General features: G+C 60.8%; 21 protein-coding genes and 1 pseudogene. 8 read left to right on the top strand and 14 right to left on the bottom strand.

From position 1 onward, the window contains the following. Window positions 1–66 precede the first annotated feature (66 nt). Entirely contained in the window at window positions 67–666 is a 600-nt protein-coding gene (locus BM131_RS13520; RefSeq protein ID WP_090190324.1) for a thymidine kinase, read from the top strand. Window positions 667–713: 47 nt separating this feature from the next. Then, window positions 714–1,202, top strand: a complete 489-nt coding sequence (locus BM131_RS13515) for a cytochrome b (RefSeq protein WP_090190323.1) — start codon at window positions 714–716, stop codon at window positions 1,200–1,202. Here the strand turns inward: BM131_RS13515 and BM131_RS13510 are convergent. From BM131_RS13510 to BM131_RS13480, 7 genes are all read right to left on the bottom strand, one after another. Next, window positions 1,199–2,155 carry a 2-hydroxyacid dehydrogenase gene (locus BM131_RS13510; RefSeq protein ID WP_090190321.1) on the bottom strand — a complete coding sequence of 319 codons (957 nt, stop codon included), beginning with the start codon at window positions 2,153–2,155 and terminating at the stop codon, window positions 1,199–1,201. The genes BM131_RS13515 and BM131_RS13510 overlap by 4 nt on opposite strands. Further along, complete coding sequence (locus BM131_RS13505) at window positions 2,152–2,490, bottom strand: tRNA-binding protein (RefSeq protein WP_090190320.1); 339 nt, start codon at window positions 2,488–2,490, stop codon at window positions 2,152–2,154. Before BM131_RS13505 ends, BM131_RS13510 begins: the two co-directional genes overlap by 4 nt. Next, window positions 2,483–3,298 (bottom strand): pyrroline-5-carboxylate reductase, encoded by an 816-nt coding sequence (gene proC, locus BM131_RS13500; protein WP_090190318.1) that lies wholly within the window; start codon window positions 3,296–3,298, stop codon window positions 2,483–2,485. Before proC ends, BM131_RS13505 begins: the two co-directional genes overlap by 8 nt. Before the next feature lie 185 nt (window positions 3,299–3,483). Continuing rightward, window positions 3,484–3,987, bottom strand: a complete 504-nt coding sequence (locus BM131_RS13495) for a type III secretion system chaperone family protein (RefSeq protein ID WP_090190316.1) — start codon at window positions 3,985–3,987, stop codon at window positions 3,484–3,486. A 356-nt stretch (window positions 3,988–4,343) separates the two neighbouring features. Further along, window positions 4,344–4,931: a fasciclin domain-containing protein gene (locus tag BM131_RS13490; protein ID WP_372805027.1), complete on the bottom strand. Its 588-nt coding sequence runs from the start codon at window positions 4,929–4,931 to the stop codon at window positions 4,344–4,346. Between the two features lie 96 nt (window positions 4,932–5,027). After that, window positions 5,028–5,738, bottom strand: a complete 711-nt coding sequence (locus BM131_RS13485; protein WP_245754248.1) for an HAD family hydrolase — start codon at window positions 5,736–5,738, stop codon at window positions 5,028–5,030. A gap of 2 nt (window positions 5,739–5,740) precedes the next feature. Continuing rightward, a complete protein-coding gene (locus BM131_RS13480; RefSeq protein WP_090190312.1) occupies window positions 5,741–6,019 on the bottom strand; it encodes a DUF3572 domain-containing protein in 279 nt (92 codons plus the stop codon). A 90-nt stretch (window positions 6,020–6,109) separates the two neighbouring features. Here BM131_RS13480 and BM131_RS13475 point away from each other — a divergent pair, with 90 nt between their 5' ends. Next, window positions 6,110–7,501, top strand: coding sequence for a diguanylate cyclase (locus tag BM131_RS13475; protein ID WP_090190310.1), 1,392 nt, complete (start codon window positions 6,110–6,112; stop codon window positions 7,499–7,501). Window positions 7,502–7,641: 140 nt separating this feature from the next. Here the strand turns inward: BM131_RS13475 and BM131_RS13470 are convergent, their stop codons facing one another. The 4 genes from BM131_RS13470 to BM131_RS13455 all read right to left on the bottom strand — a co-directional run bounded on the left by BM131_RS13470 (window position 7,642) and on the right by BM131_RS13455 (window position 9,651). Continuing rightward, window positions 7,642–8,109, bottom strand: a complete 468-nt coding sequence (locus BM131_RS13470; protein ID WP_090190308.1) for a periplasmic heavy metal sensor — start codon at window positions 8,107–8,109, stop codon at window positions 7,642–7,644. Further along, entirely contained in the window at window positions 8,102–8,467 is a 366-nt protein-coding gene (locus BM131_RS13465) for a hypothetical protein (RefSeq protein ID WP_090190306.1), read from the bottom strand. Before BM131_RS13465 ends, BM131_RS13470 begins: the two co-directional genes overlap by 8 nt. After that, window positions 8,454–9,053 (bottom strand): RNA polymerase sigma factor, encoded by a 600-nt coding sequence (locus BM131_RS13460; protein ID WP_245754247.1) that lies wholly within the window; start codon window positions 9,051–9,053, stop codon window positions 8,454–8,456. Before BM131_RS13460 ends, BM131_RS13465 begins: the two co-directional genes overlap by 14 nt. Before the next feature lie 70 nt (window positions 9,054–9,123). Continuing rightward, window positions 9,124–9,651, bottom strand: a complete 528-nt coding sequence (locus BM131_RS13455) for an EF-hand domain-containing protein (RefSeq protein WP_090190305.1) — start codon at window positions 9,649–9,651, stop codon at window positions 9,124–9,126. A 195-nt stretch (window positions 9,652–9,846) separates the two neighbouring features. On the opposite strand from BM131_RS13455, the gene BM131_RS13450 reads away from it, so the two are divergent. Both BM131_RS13450 and BM131_RS13445 read left to right on the top strand, forming a co-directional pair. Beyond that, window positions 9,847–10,257, top strand: a complete 411-nt coding sequence (locus tag BM131_RS13450; protein WP_090190303.1) for a DUF983 domain-containing protein — start codon at window positions 9,847–9,849, stop codon at window positions 10,255–10,257. Further along, entirely contained in the window at window positions 10,241–10,927 is a 687-nt protein-coding gene (locus tag BM131_RS13445; protein WP_245754246.1) for an NUDIX hydrolase, read from the top strand. The genes BM131_RS13450 and BM131_RS13445 overlap by 17 nt, the downstream gene beginning before the upstream one ends. 7 nt (window positions 10,928–10,934) lie before the next feature. On the opposite strand, the gene BM131_RS13440 is transcribed toward BM131_RS13445, so the two are convergent. The 3 genes from BM131_RS13440 to BM131_RS13430 are packed head-to-tail and all read right to left on the bottom strand — an operon-like array spanning window position 10,935 to window position 12,978. After that, window positions 10,935–11,249: a hypothetical protein gene (locus tag BM131_RS13440; RefSeq protein ID WP_090190300.1), complete on the bottom strand. Its 315-nt coding sequence runs from the start codon at window positions 11,247–11,249 to the stop codon at window positions 10,935–10,937. Then, on the bottom strand, window positions 11,246–11,893 hold the full coding sequence (locus tag BM131_RS13435; protein ID WP_245754245.1) for a lipocalin family protein: 648 nt from the start codon (window positions 11,891–11,893) through the stop codon (window positions 11,246–11,248). The genes BM131_RS13440 and BM131_RS13435 overlap by 4 nt, the downstream gene beginning before the upstream one ends. 41 nt (window positions 11,894–11,934) lie before the next feature. Further along, window positions 11,935–12,978, bottom strand: coding sequence for an aldo/keto reductase (locus BM131_RS13430; protein ID WP_090190298.1), 1,044 nt, complete (start codon window positions 12,976–12,978; stop codon window positions 11,935–11,937). 158 nt (window positions 12,979–13,136) lie between these two features. On the opposite strand from BM131_RS13430, the gene metG reads away from it, so the two are divergent. The 3 genes and pseudogenes from metG to BM131_RS19985 form a co-directional block, all read left to right on the top strand. Next, window positions 13,137–14,849 carry a methionine--tRNA ligase gene (gene metG / locus BM131_RS13425; protein WP_090190296.1) on the top strand — a complete coding sequence of 571 codons (1,713 nt, stop codon included), beginning with the start codon at window positions 13,137–13,139 and terminating at the stop codon, window positions 14,847–14,849. 105 nt (window positions 14,850–14,954) lie between these two features. Next, on the top strand, window positions 14,955–15,746 hold the full coding sequence (locus tag BM131_RS13420; protein ID WP_090190294.1) for a lytic murein transglycosylase: 792 nt from the start codon (window positions 14,955–14,957) through the stop codon (window positions 15,744–15,746). 336 nt (window positions 15,747–16,082) lie between these two features. Beyond that, window positions 16,083–16,211, top strand: a pseudogene (locus tag BM131_RS19985) (transposase); the annotation flags it as partial. Window positions 16,212–16,618: the final 407 nt, after the last annotated feature.

The raw sequence follows: 16,618 nt of genomic DNA, 5'->3' as shown, positions 1-16,618 counted from the left end.
GTCATGACCTTTTGATAGGCAAGATCGTCTTGCGTCCGAATGTGATGCCCGCGTATCAGGGCACCCATGGCAAAGCTCTATTTCAATTACTCCACCATGAACGCGGGCAAATCGACCGTGCTTCTTCAGGCCAGTCACAACTATGTCGAACGCGGGATGCAGACGTTTTTGCTGACAGCGCAATTGGACACGCGTGCTGGGCAAGGCCGCATCGCCAGCCGCATCGGCATTGGCCAAGCTGCTGAAACCTTTGCGCCGGGCGATAATCTGTTCGACATGCTGCAGCGCCGGATGGCGCAGGGCCCCTGCGCTTGCGTGTTCATTGACGAGGCGCAGTTTCTGGAACCGGCCCAAGTCTGGCAGCTGGCCCGCGCAGTAGACGATCTGAACGTGCCGATCATGTGCTTTGGTCTGCGCGTCGATTTCCAAGGAGAGCTGTTTCCCGGCTCTGCCACGTTGCTCGCGCTGGCGGACGACATGCGCGAAGTGCGCACGATCTGCCATTGCGGCCGAAAGGCGACGATGGTGGTGCGCAAAGATGCGGCGGGCAACGTCGTGCGCGCGGGTGATCAAGTGCAGGTTGGCGGCAATGACCGCTATGTTTCGCTGTGCCGCCGCCATTGGCGCGCGGCGATGGAAGACGTGGAACCCGACCTACTGCTTTGACGTTGAACCATTTGAAACGGCGCGTATTTGCGGCGTCAGAGGGTTCTATGTCCGACACCAAATACACCGCCCCCCATATGATGCTGCATTGGCTGATCGCAGTTCTGGTTGCGATACAAATCGCCTTTGCCGGGGGGATGGAGGCAGCCTTTGATGCGAAATTCGAAGGCATCGAAATCGGCCTCGGTTGGAGCAGCGGCGCGATCTTTCACGCGATCCTTGGTGCCAGCATCGGTATCTTGATGGTCTGGCGACTTGGTTTGCGCCTAACGACCCAGATCCCGCCCCCGCCAGAGGCACCGCGCCTGATCCAAACCGTCAGCCGTATGACGCATTGGCTATTCTACGGCCTATTGATCGCGATGCCGTTTGCCGGGGCCGCAGCATGGTTCATCCCGTCCCAGATCGTCGGGACCGCCCATGCTATAGCCAGCAAGCTATTGATCGCATTGATCATCCTGCACATCGCAGGCGCGGCCTATCACCAGTTTATCGCCGGTGACAGGTCCGTGCTACGCCGCATGCTTGCCCGCTAGGCCGTCCAAAGCGCCTGCGGCAGCGGCTGCCCTTCGGCCCATGCGATGATGTTATCCAGCGCCATCTGCCCCATCGCCTCGCGCACCTCGAGCGCGGCAGTCCCAAGGTGCGGCAGCAGCACAGCGTTTTCCAGCGCCATCAGGCTGGCAGGCACCGCAGGTTCGCCATCATAGACGTCAAGCCCGGCGCGGATGCGGCCTGACTGCAGTTCAGCGATCAGGGCGCTTTGGTCCACCACATCGCCCCGCGCTACGTTGACGAAAACCGCGCCGTCATTCAGTTGCGCCAGCGCTTCGGCGTCAATCAGATGCGCATTGCTGCCGCCCCCAGGCACCGTCACGACAACGATGTCCGCTTGGCTCATCAGGCTGTGCAAATCCTCGACTTGGCGCGCCGGGACGTCGACCTCTTTGGGCGAGCGGTTGAAATAAATGACTGGCATATCAAAGCCGTAGTGGCCCCGGCGCGCAACGGCTTGCCCGATCCGGCCCATACCGATGATGCCAAGCCGCTTGCCCGTTACATGTGCGCCCAGCATCTGCGTCGGATGCCAGCCGGTCCATGCGCCGGCCCGGACCAACCGCTCGCCCTCGCCCGCGCGGCGGCTCGCCATCAGAATCAGCGTCAGCGCGATATCCGCCGTCGCGTCGGTGACAACATCGGGGGTGTTCGACACATGGATGCCAGCGGCCTGCGCCGCCGCAATGTCGATATGGTTAAAGCCCACGCCAAAGCTGCCGATCATGCCGCAGCGCTTGTGCGGCACAGCAAAGGCCATGTCGCTAAAGCTATCGCCAAGCGTGCACAGGATCGCGTCATAATCTTGCAGCGCGGCACCAGCCTCTGCCACGTTTAGCCCGTCGGTGCGGTCCAGCACGGTGACGTCAAACCGGGCCTGCGCCGCGGCGATTGTGGCGGCGGGAAAGGCCCGCGTCAGCAGAAGTTTCTTCAATGTAGCCGTCCTCCTAAAGGTACGTCTTTGTCAGGGGCAATCAGCACAACCGCGCCGTCTGCATCAGGCATGCCAAGCACCAGCACCTCTGACATGAACTTACCGATCTGGCGCGGTGGAAAGTTCACGACTGCGCAGACCATGCGCCCGATCAGCGCCTCTGGCGTGTAATGAACGGTCAGCTGCGCGCTGGTTTTGCGGGTGCCGATGTCCGGGCCAAAATCGATCCACAGCTTGATCGCAGGCTTGCGCGCCTCGGGATAAGCCTCTGCCTGTGTGACACGGCCAACGCGGATATCGACGGCGGCGAAATCGTCAAAGGTAATGTCAGCCACGCGACAATTCCTCGCTCCGCGCTGCTGCCGCCGCAACCGCCCGCGCCATCAACTTTGGCAAGCCGATTTCGCCGTCCATCAACACCTCTAGCGCAGCTTGCGTCGTGCCATTCGGGCTGGTCACATTGCGCCGCAGCTGCGCCGGATCCTCAGCGCTGTCTTCGGCCAGCTGCCCAGCACCGCCGACTGTCGCCTTGGCCAGCGCCATGGCAAGATCGGGCGCAAGGCCCTGCGCCACCCCAGCCGCAGCCAGTGTTTCGATCAGGTGAAAGACATAGGCCGGACCCGACCCGCTGACGGCGGTGACGGCGTCCATCTGCGTTTCATGATCAAGACGCACGGTCTGCCCTACGGCCCCCATCAGCGCCTCAGCCAAGGCGATATGATCTGCGCTTGCTGCGGCGTTACCAATCAAAGCCGAAATGCCGCGCCCGATGGCTGCCGGTGTATTCGGCATGGTGCGCACGATCGGCGTGGCCGCGCCAAAAGCGGCCTCGAACCGGGCCAGCGGTGTGCCGGCCGCGGCGGACACGAACAACGTCCCGCCCCCGCCCAGCGCCTGCATCGACGGCAGCGCATCGCCCATCATCTGCGGCTTGACCGCAACCAAGGCGACCGCAGGATCATCTGGCAGGCCCGCATTGATATGAACGCCGGTCTTTTGCAGCCAGTCGCTTGGCGCCGGATCAAGCACCCAGACCGATGCCGCGGGCAAACCGCCCTTCAGCCAGCCGTCCAGCAAGGCAGAGCCCATCTTACCGCAGCCCAGCAGCACCAGCCCGCGGCGCGCCACATCATCCATGTTCATCGCAAATCCCCTCGACTTTTCGCAAGACTAGGCAGCCGGATAAGCGGGCACAACATCTTGTGCCACGCAGCCGTCGCCTTCGCGCCGAAAATATTAAGGCCGCGGCCCGCGTCAAAGCCCGGCCCTACCTTCTTCTGGTTGAAAATACCTCGGGGGTGCGGGGGCTGGCCCCCGCTTATGCCGCGTCAGGCGCGACCGTAAGCCTCGCCAATGGCAATGCGAATGGCCTCGGCCGGTGTGCGCTCTGCCCAAGTGACCAGCTGCAGCGCGGGGTAATAGCGCTCGCAGCTGCTGACGGCCGTGTGGATCATGGTGTCAATTTGCTCTGGGCTTGCGACCTGCTCGCCTGCCAGCACAAGGCCGTAGCGGTAGACCATCATCTTTTGCTCTGGCCACCAAGTAAAAGTGCCCGCCCAGCTGTCGTCGTTGATCGTGTTCAGCGCTTCATACAGTGCCTGCGTGCGGTGGGCTGGCGGCTCCATCTCGAAGGTGCAGATCAGGCGCAGCGTCTCGTCGCGGTCGGACCAAGACAGGGTGATCGCATAGGTGCGCCACTGTCCTTCGACTTGCATCGCGATCTGGTTATCTGCAATGCGGTCAAATTCCCACGCATGGTGCTCTGCCAGCGACTCCACCAGATCGATAGGGTGCAGATCTTCGGTCTCGAAATAATGCTCAGTCAGTGCCATCGTCTCTGCCTCACTCTCATGTGCCAGGATCAAAGCGTGTCCCCAGCACTATGTCACTGCTCTAGTGACGGTATGGTTCTTGTTTGTCCCCTACGACATATGGTGCGGCCAAGGCGCAGCCCTGTAAAGACGGTTTATGGGGATAACTACCTGTTTCGCGCTTTTTCGCGCTTTTATGCACAAGATATCGCGATTTCAGCGCCAAATCCACTGGTCATCATGCGCTTCACCGCAATGTGCGAGCCAACCGGCAAGGGTCCGCCCATAGGCGGGAAGTGACGCACAAACGAAAGCCCCCCGCGCACGGGGCACGGGGGGCTTCGTATTCAATCTGCTCAATTGCAGATCTAAGCAGCTTACTCAGCTGGCAGCATCACGGTGTCGATGACGTGGACGACGCCGTTCGACTGGAACACGTCGGCTTGGGTCACGGTCGCAACTTGGCCGCGCTCGTCGGTCAGTGTGATCATCGTGTTGTCGCCTTCGCCGGACTTTTCGACGTTCAGGACACAGCCGCCAACGGTGGTGACAGGGTGCATGCCGCCATCATTTTCGATCATACCCATGATCGCGGTCGAGTTCGCGTCAGCCGCAACGACGTGGCAGGCCAGAATTTCGGCCAGCGCAGCTTGGTTTTCAGGCTTCAGCAACTCTGCAACCTGGTCTTGGTCCAGCTTTGCGAATGCGTCGTTGGTTGGTGCGAAAACGGTGAACGGGCCTTCGCCGGACAGCGTGTCAACCAGACCAGCGGCCTGCACGGCTGCGACCAGCGTGGTCAGGTTTTCGGCGTTGGACGCGTTCTGAACGATTGTCATGTCGGGCAGCATCTCTGCGCCGCCAACCATTGGGTTGCCGTCAGCGCTCATGTGGGATTCTGCGACTGCAGCGCCCGTGGTCAGGGCAAACACAGCAGCGGCGGTCATCATTTTGGACTTCATCGACATGAGTTACTCTTTCTAAACAATGCAGCCCGTTGTGGCCTGCGATGTCTAAGAAACGATTGCCCGTTCAAATTAGTTTCGCGCGATCACAAACTTTATTCACAAGCGCCGGGATGCCAGCCAATCAGGCAGATCAGCGATGCTGTTCAGCACAACGTCCGCCTGCGGCGTCAGATCATCAAAGGACGCAGGCCCGGTCAACACGCCGATACACACCATCCCCGCCGCCTGCCCCGCTTCAAGGTCATGGGTGCTATCACCAATCATGGCGCAATGCGCAGGGTCCAGCCCCGTTGCCTTGCAAAAGGCCAGCAATTGCCCCGGCGCGGGCTTGGCCCCGAAGCCGCTGTCATAGCCCGCAACAAAAGCCATTTCGTCCACGATCAGTGCGTCTTCTAGATGACGCATCGCAGGAGACTCTGCATCATTGGTCACGACGCCAAGCGTATGCCCCTGCGCGCGCAGCTGCGCCATCAGCACTTGTAAATCAGCCGCAGGCACTTGTGGCACCCCGGCCGATATTTCGTTCATCCGGTCCGTCAACGCCTGCAGGTCAGTTTGCGCAGTCAGGCCAGCGATGACTTCAGCCACGACATAGGTCGGCTCTGCAATCACCACGCTGCCGGGGTGGAACCTGTTGTGTGTCAAATCATAGCCCAAGGCCTGCGCAAGGCTGGTAATAAGAGCCGGATCACCGCCCGCCTCTGCCACCAAAAGCGTGCGCACAACAGCACCCCAGGTTGCGTTGAAATCAAACAGCGTGCCGTCTTTGTCGAAAATCAGCCCCTTGATCGGGCCTTTAGGCTGCACGCTTATGTCCAATGGATTTGCTCTGCGCCCGGCAGGGCATAGCGCGCCTGCAATGGGGCGTCATAGGGCAACGCACGCGCATCGCAAAAGGCCATGACCCAATCATCACGCTGCGTCAAAAAATCCAGAACAGACGCCAGAAACGATGGGTCCGTTGCGCCGCGGCGCATGTCGTCAGGTGACAAACCGCTGGCCCCCATAAAGGCACCTGACAATTCTTCGTCGGCCGCCACATGGCCCAGCGCCTGAAGCGCGAGGACCTCTGCATATTCGGGAGTCATCCGTGATCCTTTACGAAGGTGAACACTTTTTTAATCAATCAGCGTCAAAGTGGTGGGGCGATGGTGAAACCGTCAGATAAGGATTGCAAGATGTCCGGCAAAATATTGATCGTCGACAGTGTCTCGACCAACCGCATTGTCCTACGGGTCAAGATGCTTGCCGCGAAGTATGATGTAGAAGCCGTTGCAACCTGCGCCGAAGCTATGGTGCGAATCGCATCGGCTCCGCCTGATCTGGTGCTGATTAACCTGACAGATCCGACAGACGACGGACATGACTTTTGCCGCACCCTACGCGGCGATCCAGCGACCTGCCATATCGCGATTATTTCGGTCGGGGCCACGGATACCAGTACAGCGCGCTTTGGGGCGCTTGACGCAGGGGCCGACGACGTCCTGCCCCGCCCCATTAGCGATACCTTACTTCTGGCCCGGGTTCGCAGCCTGATGCGCCGCCGCAACCTATCAAGAGAGTTGCAAATGCGCGACGGCACCAATCGCAACTTTGGGCTAGAGGAAACGCGCGCCCCCCGGATTGCCCCCGCGCGCATTACCCTTCTGTCCGACTGCACTAACGCGGCAAAAAGTATGCAAGCGCAGCTTCAAGCCGGACTGAACCAGCGCATTCGGGTCACAAACTCTGACTGCGCCCTGATCGACGATGACAGCGTCGGCAAAACCGACTTGTTCGTGATCGATGGCAGCACGGCCCAGCTGTCTGCGGGGCAGCTATTCCGCCTTGTCGCGGACCTGCGCGCACGCGAATCCACGCGCTTATCGGCCCAGCTGATTCTATTGCCGCGCAAACATACGGAAACCGCGGCGATGTTGCTTGATCTGGGTGCCGACGATCTGATCTTGGGGGATGTGACAGCCGACGAATTGACGCTTCGGGTGCGATCCTTGCTGCGGCACAAGTTTAATCAGGATCGGTTGCGCGAAACGCTGCGCGACGGATTTAATGCGGCCATGACCGACCCGCTGACGGGACTGTATAACCGCCGATATGCCGAAACCCATTTGCGCCACATCGCGGAAAAGGCGCATGCGACGGGGTGCCAATACGGATTGATGATGATCGATATCGATCACTTCAAACGGATCAATGATGGCTTTGGCCATGCCGCTGGTGACCGGGTGCTTTGCGGTCTGGCTGATCGCCTGCGCCAGAACTTCCGCCCAGAAGACCTTGTCGCGCGCATCGGCGGAGAAGAGTTCCTGATCGCCATGCCACGCACCACCTTGGAAGAGGTGAAAGCCGCAGCGCAGCGTTTGCGGCGTCTGGTAAACATCCGGCCCTTTCCCATTGGCGACGGCAAAAGCGATCTGCATGTCACGATTTCGGTTGGGGTCGCGATTGATTCGCAAAACCCAGACGAGATGACGAGCCTTGGTGATCTGTTCCAAAGGGCCGATGCCGCGCTTTATGTCGCCAAAGCAAATGGGCGGGACGCCATTTCGGTGAGCCAGACAGCTGCTTAGCGGCGCGTTCGGATGCGGCAAGCCATCTTACCGCCCTGTTGGAAAATGGCGCACCGTTCATCAACGGTGCGCCATTATCGTGTCAAAATCCGGTGAAACTCACCCGAACGCAATATCAAGCCAATCAGCTAAGTGATAACTCACTTTTCGGGCCGTCGGCCCTCGCCCTGCTGCAAACGGCCCGCAAGCCCAAGGCGGTCTGCGGGGGACATGGCGTCGATACGGTCGGCCAGCACACTGGCAGCGATATCCTGCACTTTCGCGGCACGGCCGATAGGTTGCGCCAAAGTTGCACGTAATGCGTCAGGATCATACGGATCGGCGGACAGGGCAGTGACCAGATCAGCCAGATCATCCGCCCGCGCCCGGCGCGGCGGCATTTCGGGGCGCTGTTTTAGCGCATCACGGATCGCAAGCCGGTCTTCTGGCAGCAGCGCGCGGGCAACAGGGCCAAGGCTCATGTCAAAATCGCGCGGCGGCTTTCCATCGTGGCCCCGCACGGTAAATCCAAGCGCCAGCCCGGCGACGGCCAAGTTGACCGCTAAGGACAATGCCAGTGCGATCCGCATGATACGCGTGCGGCGCGAGGGGGGGAACGGATCAGCCATCGGTAGGGTCCTCGAACAACATAAGGTCGGTTTCAGGCAGGAAAGTCACAGATTGGGTCGTGCCAATCATCGTGGCGGCAAAGCTTTCGACCCCGGCGGGCGGCGCAACACCGACCCATAGGCCGGTCAGACCCGCAGCCAGGACACCGCTCCACGCAGGCCAGCCGCCAATCAGATCCCGCAGCCAGCCGATGCGCGACGCGCGCTGCTGCGGCTTGATCGTGCCGGGGGCTGGCTGCAGTGCAGCGGCATCCGCCAGCACTCGCGCCATCAGATCGTCCGAGGCAGGCACCGCCGTGCGCTGCGCCGCGTTCAGCAATTGGTCCAGATCGTTCATGTCCCGTTCAGTCATCATCATACCCCAAAGCTTCGCGTTGATCTGCCAAGGCCGCTGACAGCGCTCTTTTCCCTCGCGCCGTCAAGCTTTCAACAGCCCGCGGCGAAATATCCATAATCGCGGCAATTTCAGGGTTTGATAGCCCCTCTAGGTGCCGCAGTGCGACCGCTTGCGCCTGTCGGTCTGGCAATTGCGCCAAAGCATCCGACAAAGCGCGCAGACGTGTTTCGTCCTGAATGACCGCCGCTGCGCCCGGCGCTGTATCAGCCGGCTCTGCGATCTGGTCCAGACCGACACCGCCGCGTTTTCGCCGCCGAAGCCGATCTGTGCATAGGTTTGCGACCACGCGGTACAGCCATGTGCTGACCTGCGCTTCGCCTTGACGCCAGTCCGGCGCGATCTTCCACAGGCGCATCATCGCCTCTTGGGCGACGTCTTCTGCCTCGGCCCGGTCTTGCAACATCCGCACAGCCTGCCCCATGACGCGAGGTAATAGGCGCGCAGACAGATCACGCGCCGCCGCAGGATCGCCGTTGGCATAGGCCACCAGAAGGGCAGAGTCCGGGATTTGGTCCGCGTCTGATGACAAGTCGATCATATCCCGCATAACTTACGCCGTTCGCAAAGGGGTCGCAACGGCCGGGGGCGATGCACCACCCCGGCCGTTGCCGTTCAGTTTAGCCGCGCTGCTTGCGGCCTTTACCGTCACGCTCGCCATGGCCTTCGCGGTCACCATGACCGCGGCCCATATGGTCAGCGGCAGCGGCGAATTCGTCTGCGTCCACGGTGCCGTCGTCATTGGCATCCATGCGATCGAACATCTTCTCCATCCGGTCGCCTTTTGGGCCCATCTCTTCGGCTTGCAGCAGACCGTCACCGTTTTCGTCGTGCTGTTCGATCATCTTGGCCGTGCGTTCTGCCCGGCGTTGATCGGCTTGCGCGGTCAGCTCTTCTGCGGACAGGCCGCCGTCGCCGTTCGTGTCAGCAGCGGCGAAACGTGCCGCGCCTTGCGCTTGCAGTTCTTCCAGTGTCAGCGCGCCGTTGCCGTCCGCATCCAGCGTGGCAAAGTCAGGGCGCTCTGGCCGGTCGGGGCGATCTGCAGGTGCAGTTGTTTCGGTCCCGGTCGCGTCAGCGGTTTGCGCCCCGGCAACACCAGACAGCGTCAAGCCAGCCAACAGAGCCGTCATCATCAAAGTCGTTTTCATTTTGCATCGTCCTTGTGTTTTCTACGTCGCGGCGACCTTGTCTGGCCGTCGATGCAGGTAATACGCAGCCCGCGATAACTTCCGTCGCACAGCACGCACTTTTTCTGCAGACCCCGCGACCATTGGACACAAAGGGGCCTGCGCCCCTTTCAATTTACACGCATTCGGTGCAACCAAGGCAGCGAAGGAGCCACCATGTCCAACACCGATCCAGTGCAGAGCGCGCCAGAGCAGACCGTGACAGAGCGGGATACAAAGAACGCCATGTGGCGCGGCTTTTGCCGGCGCTGCCCGAACTGCGGCGAAGGCCATATGTTCACTGGGTTCCTAAAGGTCGTGGATCGCTGCCCTGTGTGTCACGAAAACCTGTCGGGTCACCGCGCGGATGATGGCCCAGCCTATCTGACAATCCTGATCGTCGGGCATCTGCTTGCGCCGATCCTGATCTACAGCTTTGTTGAATTCCGCCCTGACCCCCTGCTGCTGGCGACGATCTTTACCGTTGGCACAGTGGCGCTGTCCTTGTTCCTGCTGCCGCGCCTAAAGGGGCTGGTTGTCGGGATCCAATGGGCTAACCGGATGCATGGCTTTGGCAACGCAAACTGATAAATCCGCCCTGCGCGACGCCGCCACGATCATCGTGTTGCGGCGCGGCGATACGCCGTCAGTCCTGATGGGCCAACGCGGCGCTTCGGCTGCTTTTATGCCCAGCAAGTTCGTGTTTCCGGGCGGCGCTGTGGATTTGGTTGACCATGACGTGCCTGTGCAGGGTTTGCCTGCGGGCCAAGCCGCATCACTGCAAGCCGACAGCCAGCTGCCCCCCGCCGCACTGGCCGCCGCCGCAATCAGAGAGTTGTGGGAAGAGACAGGCCATATCATCGGCGCGCCCGGCGACTGGCCCGATGCACCGCAGGGCTGGCGCGGTTATGCTGCGACAGGCCATGTGCCCGATGCCACCAACCTGCGCTATTTCTTTCGCGCGATCACACCGCAGGGCCGGCCCCGCCGCTTTGACGCGCGCTTCTTTCTGGCCGACGCGAGCGATCTGATCACCGACCCCGATGATTTCACCCGGGCCGAGGATGAGCTGTCATTGCTGCAATGGGTGCCGCTGGCGCAGGCCCGGACCTTTGATCTGCCCTTCATCACCGAAGTCGTCTTGGCCGAATTGGTCGCCCATCTTGCCGATCCGGACGCGCCCCTGTCTGTTCCGTTCTTTCGCAACGATGACGAGGCGCATCTGGTCACCCGGCTGGCGGGTGCACGGCTGATCTAACGCAGGGTCAGTTGACCGCGTCGAGGTCCTGCTGTTCCAGCGCTGCGTTCAGGTCCGTATCCGTCAGCGGATCGTCCAGCGCCTCTTGCGGCACGGGGTTACGGCGGACGGTTGGATCGCAGGCGGTCATCGGGCTGTTCACATCGCGGATGATGAAACCACCGCGCGCGCGGCATTCCTCGAACGGCATCGACGATCCGATGACCATAAATTCGCGAAACGCGGTATTCGTGCCGACGGTATCGCCGCCGCCTGGAAGCGCGCCCGTGCCAGCGCAGCCTGCCAAAAGGGCCAATGCCCCCAGTCCCAGAACCATCTTCATTGCGGCACCTCCACCAATTTGGCCAGATCGTAGCCATTGAACTCTAGCACATCCCGCGCGGCGCGCAGCCGGTCAGCGGGGATTTTTGGATCGCGGTTCAAAATCCAACCTGCCCGTCCGTTCGGTGTGCCGACGACTGCGGTGCGATAGCCTTCGTCGATCCACAGCACCCAATAGTCGGATGGAAAGGGGATCGTGTCAAAGCTGACCTTAAGCCGCCCCGGCCCGGTCACATCGGCGCGGCCCTTGATCGTGCTGCGCACAGTGCCGTCCACTTCCCGGCAGGTGTTCAACACCGACAACCCGCCATCGGGCAAGGCCGCGTATTCAGCCGTGACCCCTGCGCAACCTGTCTCGAATGGGACGGGAAAGCGGGCGATTTCATACCATTTACCCGCATAGCGTTCGGCGCTGAAGTTCAGGGCAGAACCGATGGGCACGCTGCGATCGCGGTAGACCTCGAACAACTGGCCGACCGGCTCATCCGGCAGCGGTTTGGCGCAAGCGGCCAGCAGCAACAATAAGGCAAGGCGTTTCATGATGGTGGCTGTCCCAGTGGTGGCGCTGCGGCATAGGCGTTGGCGGTCATAGCAGGCGGCAAGCGCCCTTAATGCGGTGATCGCGACGTTGTGCGATTCCCGCATTAAGGGCAAGGTCCGCTTGCTGGGCGGCTGGTTGTTGCCGATCAGTACGGGGCCGCATGCGCCCTATGCGCGGCCGAGATATCCTCGAGCACGGCATCAGACAGCACGACATCGCGGCCGGACAGGATCTGCGCCAACTGGTCCGCCGTGGTCGCGCCAAAGATCGCGCTGACCGCAAAGGGCCGCGTCGACTGCCACGCCATCGCCATATGGATCGGGTCAAGCCCGTGCTTGGCTGCAATATCCAGATAGGCCTGCGTCGCGGCAAAGGCTTGGTCGGTCTTGCGCCCGCCCAGATCGCCGTTCAGCGACATGCGGCTTGCGTCTGGCACGGCACCGTTCTGGTATTTGCCCGTCAGCAGACCCGCCGCGAGGGGAGAGTAGGACAGCAGCGTCACATCTTCATTCACCATGGCTTCCGACAGGTCGGTGTCGATGTGGCGGCACAGCAGCGAATATTCATTCTGGATTGCGGCCATGCGCGGCAGGCCGTGCTGCTCTGCCAGATCGCACCATTTGGTCGTGCCCCATGCCGTTTCATTCGACAGGCCAACGGCGCGAATTTTGCCTGCCTTGACGGCGCGGTCCAGCGCGGACAGCACGTCATGCATGTGGTCCAGCGTCTTGGCGCGGTCCTGACCTGATGGATCATAGGCCCAGTTCTGGCGGAACGACCACGTGCCCCGGTCCGGCCAGTGCAGCTGATACAGGTCAATCACGTCGGTTTTCAGCCGCGCCAGTGACGCATCAATCGTGCCTTCAATATTCGTGCCGTCAAAGCCTGCGCCATCGCGCGTCCAACCGGGGTTCGGGCCAGCGACTTTGGTCGCCAGCACCCAGTCATTGCGGCGGCCCGACTTTTCAAACCACGCGCCCAAGAATTCCTCTGACCGGCCGACGGTTTCTTTGGACACCGGGTTCACGGGATACATTTCCGCGCAATCCATAAAATTCAGCCCCGCATCCAGCGCCATATCGATCTGGCGGTGGGCGTCATCCATCGGGGTTTGGTTGCCGAAGGTCATCGTGCCAAGGCACCAATCGGTGACAGAAATATCGGTGCGGCCAAGGGTCAGGGTTTTCATCAAAGGCGTCCTTTTGCTGTTGCGCCCGACCTAGCCCGATGCAGCGCCAAAGGCAAAGCGCCAATGGTAAAATGCCCGGTTCTTCCCATAACCCTGCCCTTCCCATACCGTAGCCCCGGCGCTAGAAGGGCGGCTAAGCAACAGAAAGTCCCACACACATGGCCCGTCACCTGATCACCTCTGCCATTCCCTACATTAACGGGATCAAGCATTTGGGAAACCTTGTCGGGTCCCAGCTGCCAGCTGACCTGTTCGCCCGCTACCTGCGCGGACGCGGTCACGAGGTGCTGTTTCTATGTGCCACGGACGAACACGGCACCCCGGCTGAACTGGCTGCGGCCAAAGCAGGCAAGCCCGTCGCGGATTACTGCGCCGAGATGCACGATGTGCAGGCCAAAATCGCCGACGGCTTTGGGCTGTCGTTTGACCACTTTGGCCGGTCTTCCAGTGCGCAGAACCGCAAGCTGACGCAGGCCTTTGCTGGCCGGTTGCACGATCAGGGCCTGATCCGCGAAGTGACCGAAGAGCAGGTCTATTCCGTCACCGACGGCCGTTTTCTGCCCGACCGTTATATCGAGGGCACCTGCCCCAACTGCGGCTTCGAGGATGCACGCGGCGACCAGTGTGACAACTGCACAAAGCAGCTGGATCCGACCGACCTGATCAACCCCCGTTCCACCATTTCCGGCGCGACGGATCTAGAGGTGCGCACGACCAAGCACCTGTATCTGGAACAGTCCAAGCTGAAGGGCCAGCTGGCCGACTGGATCGACAGCAAGGGCGATTGGCCGATCCTGACGACCTCGATTGCGAAAAAGTGGCTGACCGACGGCGACGGCCTGCAAGACCGTGGCATCACGCGCGATCTGGATTGGGGCATCCCCGTCAAGGATGGCGACAAGGACTGGCCCGGGATGGAAGGCAAAGTCTTTTACGTCTGGTTTGACGCGCCAATCGAATACATCGCCTGCGCGCAGGAATGGGTCGATGCGGGCAAAGGCAGCGATTGGGAGAGCTGGTGGCGCACCGACAAAGGCGCGGCCGACGTGCGCTATACCCAGTTCATGGGCAAGGATAACGTGCCCTTCCACACCCTGTCGTTCCCGGCGACCATCATGGGCGCGGACGACAACTGGAAGCTGGTCGATTACATCAAGTCGTTCAACTACCTGAACTATGACGGCGGCCAGTTCAGCACCTCGCGCGGGCGCGGTGTGTTCATGGACCAAGCGCTGGAAATTCTGCCCGCCGACTACTGGCGCTGGTGGCTGCTGTCCCACGCCCCGGAATCGTCGGACGCCGAATTCACATGGGACACGTTCACGCAGGACGTGAACAAGGACCTTTCCGACGTGCTGGGTAACTTCGTTAGCCGGATCACGAAATTCTGCCGTTCCAAGTTTGGCGACGCGGTGCCAACGGGCGGCACGGAAGGTCCGGCAGAGGCCGCGCTGATCGAGGAATTGACCCGCCGCCTGAAAGCCTATGAAGGGCACATGGACGCGATCGAGGTCCGCAAAGCCGCAGCAGAGCTGCGCGCGATCTGGGTCGCGGGCAACGAATACCTGCAGGCCACCGCACCCTGGACCACGTTCAAGACCGATCCGGAACAGGCCGCGTGCCAAGTCCGCATGGGTCTGAACCTGATCCGCCTTTACGCGATCCTGTCCGCGCCCTTTATCCCTGACGCGGCTAAGACGATGCTGGCAGCTGTCCGCTCTGACGACGCGGATTGGCCCACCGATATCGCCGCAGCCCTGCACGCCCTGCCCGCTGGTCACGCCTTTGACGTGCCTGAAAATCTGTTCCGCAAGATCACAGAGGCAGAGCGTGACGACTGGGCCGAACGCTTTGCCGGGGTGCGGACCTAACCGGCAGTTAACCCCCGTCAAAGGGCGCTATCAGGGCTGTGATATTGGATAACGGTGCATTCGTGCTATGTAGCGGCCAAATCATTCCCAGCTGGAAAGTCTGATATGCGCCCCTTTGCCATCGCCGCCGCCTTGATCGCCGTCGCCTCTACCGCCGGAGCTGCCACCTGCGGCAATGACTCTGGCGGGTTCAATGCCTGGAAGCAGCAATTCGCCACCGAAGCCGCCGCCCAAGGCGTCGGTGATCGCGGATTGTCCGCGCTGGCGGCCACGCAATATGCAACCCGCACGATCAGCGCCGACCGCAACCAGAAGTCGTTCAAATACAGCCTTGATGAATTCCTGCGCATTCGCGGCGCGGACACAATCGTATCGCAAGGCCGTAAAAAGATCGCCAACAACCCCAACTTCTTTTCGGGGCTCGAGGATCGCTACGGCGTGCCCGCATCCATCATTGTGACGATCTGGGGCATGGAGACGGGTTTCGGTAACTTTATGGGCGACAGCAACGTGCTCTCCGCCATCTCGACCCTTGCCTATGACTGCCGCCGCAGCGATTTCTTTACCCCGCACGCACTGGCCGCATTGCAACTGGTTGACCGTGGCAGCCTGTCGTCCGGCACCATCGGCGCAATGCACGGCGAAGTCGGCCACACGCAGTTCCTGCCCGGCAACGTGTCGCGCTACGGTGTTGACGCAGACGGCAACGGCGTCGTCGACCTGACGAACCAGTCCGATTCCCTCGCGTCCACCGCGAACTTTCTGGCGCAAAAGGGCTGGCAGCGCGGCGCAGGCTTTCAAGAAGGCCAGCCGAACTTTGCAATCATTCAGCAGTGGAACGCTGCTGGCGTCTATCAAAAAGCCATCGCCCGGATGGCCGGCCAGATTGACGGCTAAGCGCAGTATTTAGGTGATAAAAAGGGGCGCAGGATCAAACCTGCGCCCCTTTGTCTGTGGTGCAACTAAAAGGAGAAACTTCGAACCGAATTTTTGATGAGCTTCAGAGGTGGGAGACACTGCTTAGTGTGTTGGTTTCCGAATAGAAATGATTGGGTGGATGCCCATTTCGAAGGCATCGAGATGTTCCAAAGCAACATTAGTCTAGCTTACATCAGGGCGTAAGCATCTATGGAAGAAGTTATCATTGTTGGACTGAATCTGGCAAAACGCGTTTCCAATTTTATGGCGCTAAAGCAGACGGCGAAGTTGCTTTTCGTCTCTCAAGCAGCGACAGGGCGCATCGTTCCCGTCGTGGCCATAATCGCATTTGCCGCCAACACCGAAGACCGCAGGCAGATCATCGACTTGGGGATTGGCCGATCCGAGGCAGAGACGTTCTGGACAGACTTCTTGCGTTACCTGAAGGTCCATTGGACCTGTCGCGGTTTGATGCCGCTCCTTTGATAGCATTTATGCATGTATGGATGCCCCCGTTGGTGCAAGTGATTTTTGAACGGTGCGAGCGTGTGATCGGGTGCTGTCATGTATCAGGCCTCTGTGTGCGGCGTTGATGTGACCGCGGGCCGGTATGGCGATGCGCGGACCAGAAGCAAATCAACAAACCGAGCTCTTTGGCTCCTGCGCAAATGCTGCTTTCTCTGACCCGGATCTGATCGATCCTTTGCCCTTACTGTTCAGTGACCTCCTCACACCCCCAACTTACCGGGACGTCGTGACGCGCAATCTTCGCTACGCCATCGTCGCCACCGGATTCCGGTAATCCTGTTGTTTCGTCATCATGGCCCAGAGGCCACGCGCCATCTTATTGG

Origin of the sequence: Loktanella salsilacus (genome assembly GCF_900114485.1) — a bacterium.
In the GTDB taxonomy this organism is placed as follows: domain Bacteria; phylum Pseudomonadota; class Alphaproteobacteria; order Rhodobacterales; family Rhodobacteraceae; genus Loktanella; species Loktanella salsilacus.
The sequence above is the reverse complement of the archived record's forward strand: the minus strand, read 5'-3'. Positions and strand labels throughout refer to the sequence as shown.

Excerpts from the sequence above, each read along its gene's own strand:
- BM131_RS13515 (WP_090190323.1), top strand. The coding sequence starts at position 714 with ATGTCCGACACCAAATACACCGCCCCCCATATGATGCTGCATTGGCTG.
- BM131_RS13475 (WP_090190310.1), top strand. The coding sequence starts at position 6,110 with ATGTCCGGCAAAATATTGATCGTCGACAGTGTCTCGACCAACCGCATT.
- proC (WP_090190318.1), bottom strand. The coding sequence starts at position 3,298 with ATGAACATGGATGATGTGGCGCGCCGCGGGCTGGTGCTGCTGGGCTGC.
- BM131_RS13460 (WP_245754247.1), bottom strand. The coding sequence starts at position 9,053 with ATGCGGGATATGATCGACTTGTCATCAGACGCGGACCAAATCCCGGAC.
- BM131_RS13480 (WP_090190312.1), bottom strand. The coding sequence starts at position 6,019 with ATGACTCCCGAATATGCAGAGGTCCTCGCGCTTCAGGCGCTGGGCCAT.
- BM131_RS13420 (WP_090190294.1), top strand. The coding sequence starts at position 14,955 with ATGCGCCCCTTTGCCATCGCCGCCGCCTTGATCGCCGTCGCCTCTACC.
- BM131_RS13430 (WP_090190298.1), bottom strand. The coding sequence starts at position 12,978 with ATGAAAACCCTGACCCTTGGCCGCACCGATATTTCTGTCACCGATTGG.
- BM131_RS13520 (WP_090190324.1), top strand. The coding sequence starts at position 67 with ATGGCAAAGCTCTATTTCAATTACTCCACCATGAACGCGGGCAAATCG.
- BM131_RS13465 (WP_090190306.1), bottom strand. The coding sequence starts at position 8,467 with ATGATGATGACTGAACGGGACATGAACGATCTGGACCAATTGCTGAAC.
- BM131_RS13495 (WP_090190316.1), bottom strand. The coding sequence starts at position 3,987 with ATGGCACTGACTGAGCATTATTTCGAGACCGAAGATCTGCACCCTATC.
- metG (WP_090190296.1), top strand. The coding sequence starts at position 13,137 with ATGGCCCGTCACCTGATCACCTCTGCCATTCCCTACATTAACGGGATC.
- BM131_RS13455 (WP_090190305.1), bottom strand. The coding sequence starts at position 9,651 with ATGAAAACGACTTTGATGATGACGGCTCTGTTGGCTGGCTTGACGCTG.
- BM131_RS13440 (WP_090190300.1), bottom strand. The coding sequence starts at position 11,249 with ATGAAGATGGTTCTGGGACTGGGGGCATTGGCCCTTTTGGCAGGCTGC.
- BM131_RS13490 (WP_372805027.1), bottom strand. The coding sequence starts at position 4,931 with ATGTCGATGAAGTCCAAAATGATGACCGCCGCTGCTGTGTTTGCCCTG.
- BM131_RS13435 (WP_245754245.1), bottom strand. The coding sequence starts at position 11,893 with ATGCGGGAATCGCACAACGTCGCGATCACCGCATTAAGGGCGCTTGCC.
- BM131_RS13470 (WP_090190308.1), bottom strand. The coding sequence starts at position 8,109 with ATGGCTGATCCGTTCCCCCCCTCGCGCCGCACGCGTATCATGCGGATC.
- BM131_RS13450 (WP_090190303.1), top strand. The coding sequence starts at position 9,847 with ATGTCCAACACCGATCCAGTGCAGAGCGCGCCAGAGCAGACCGTGACA.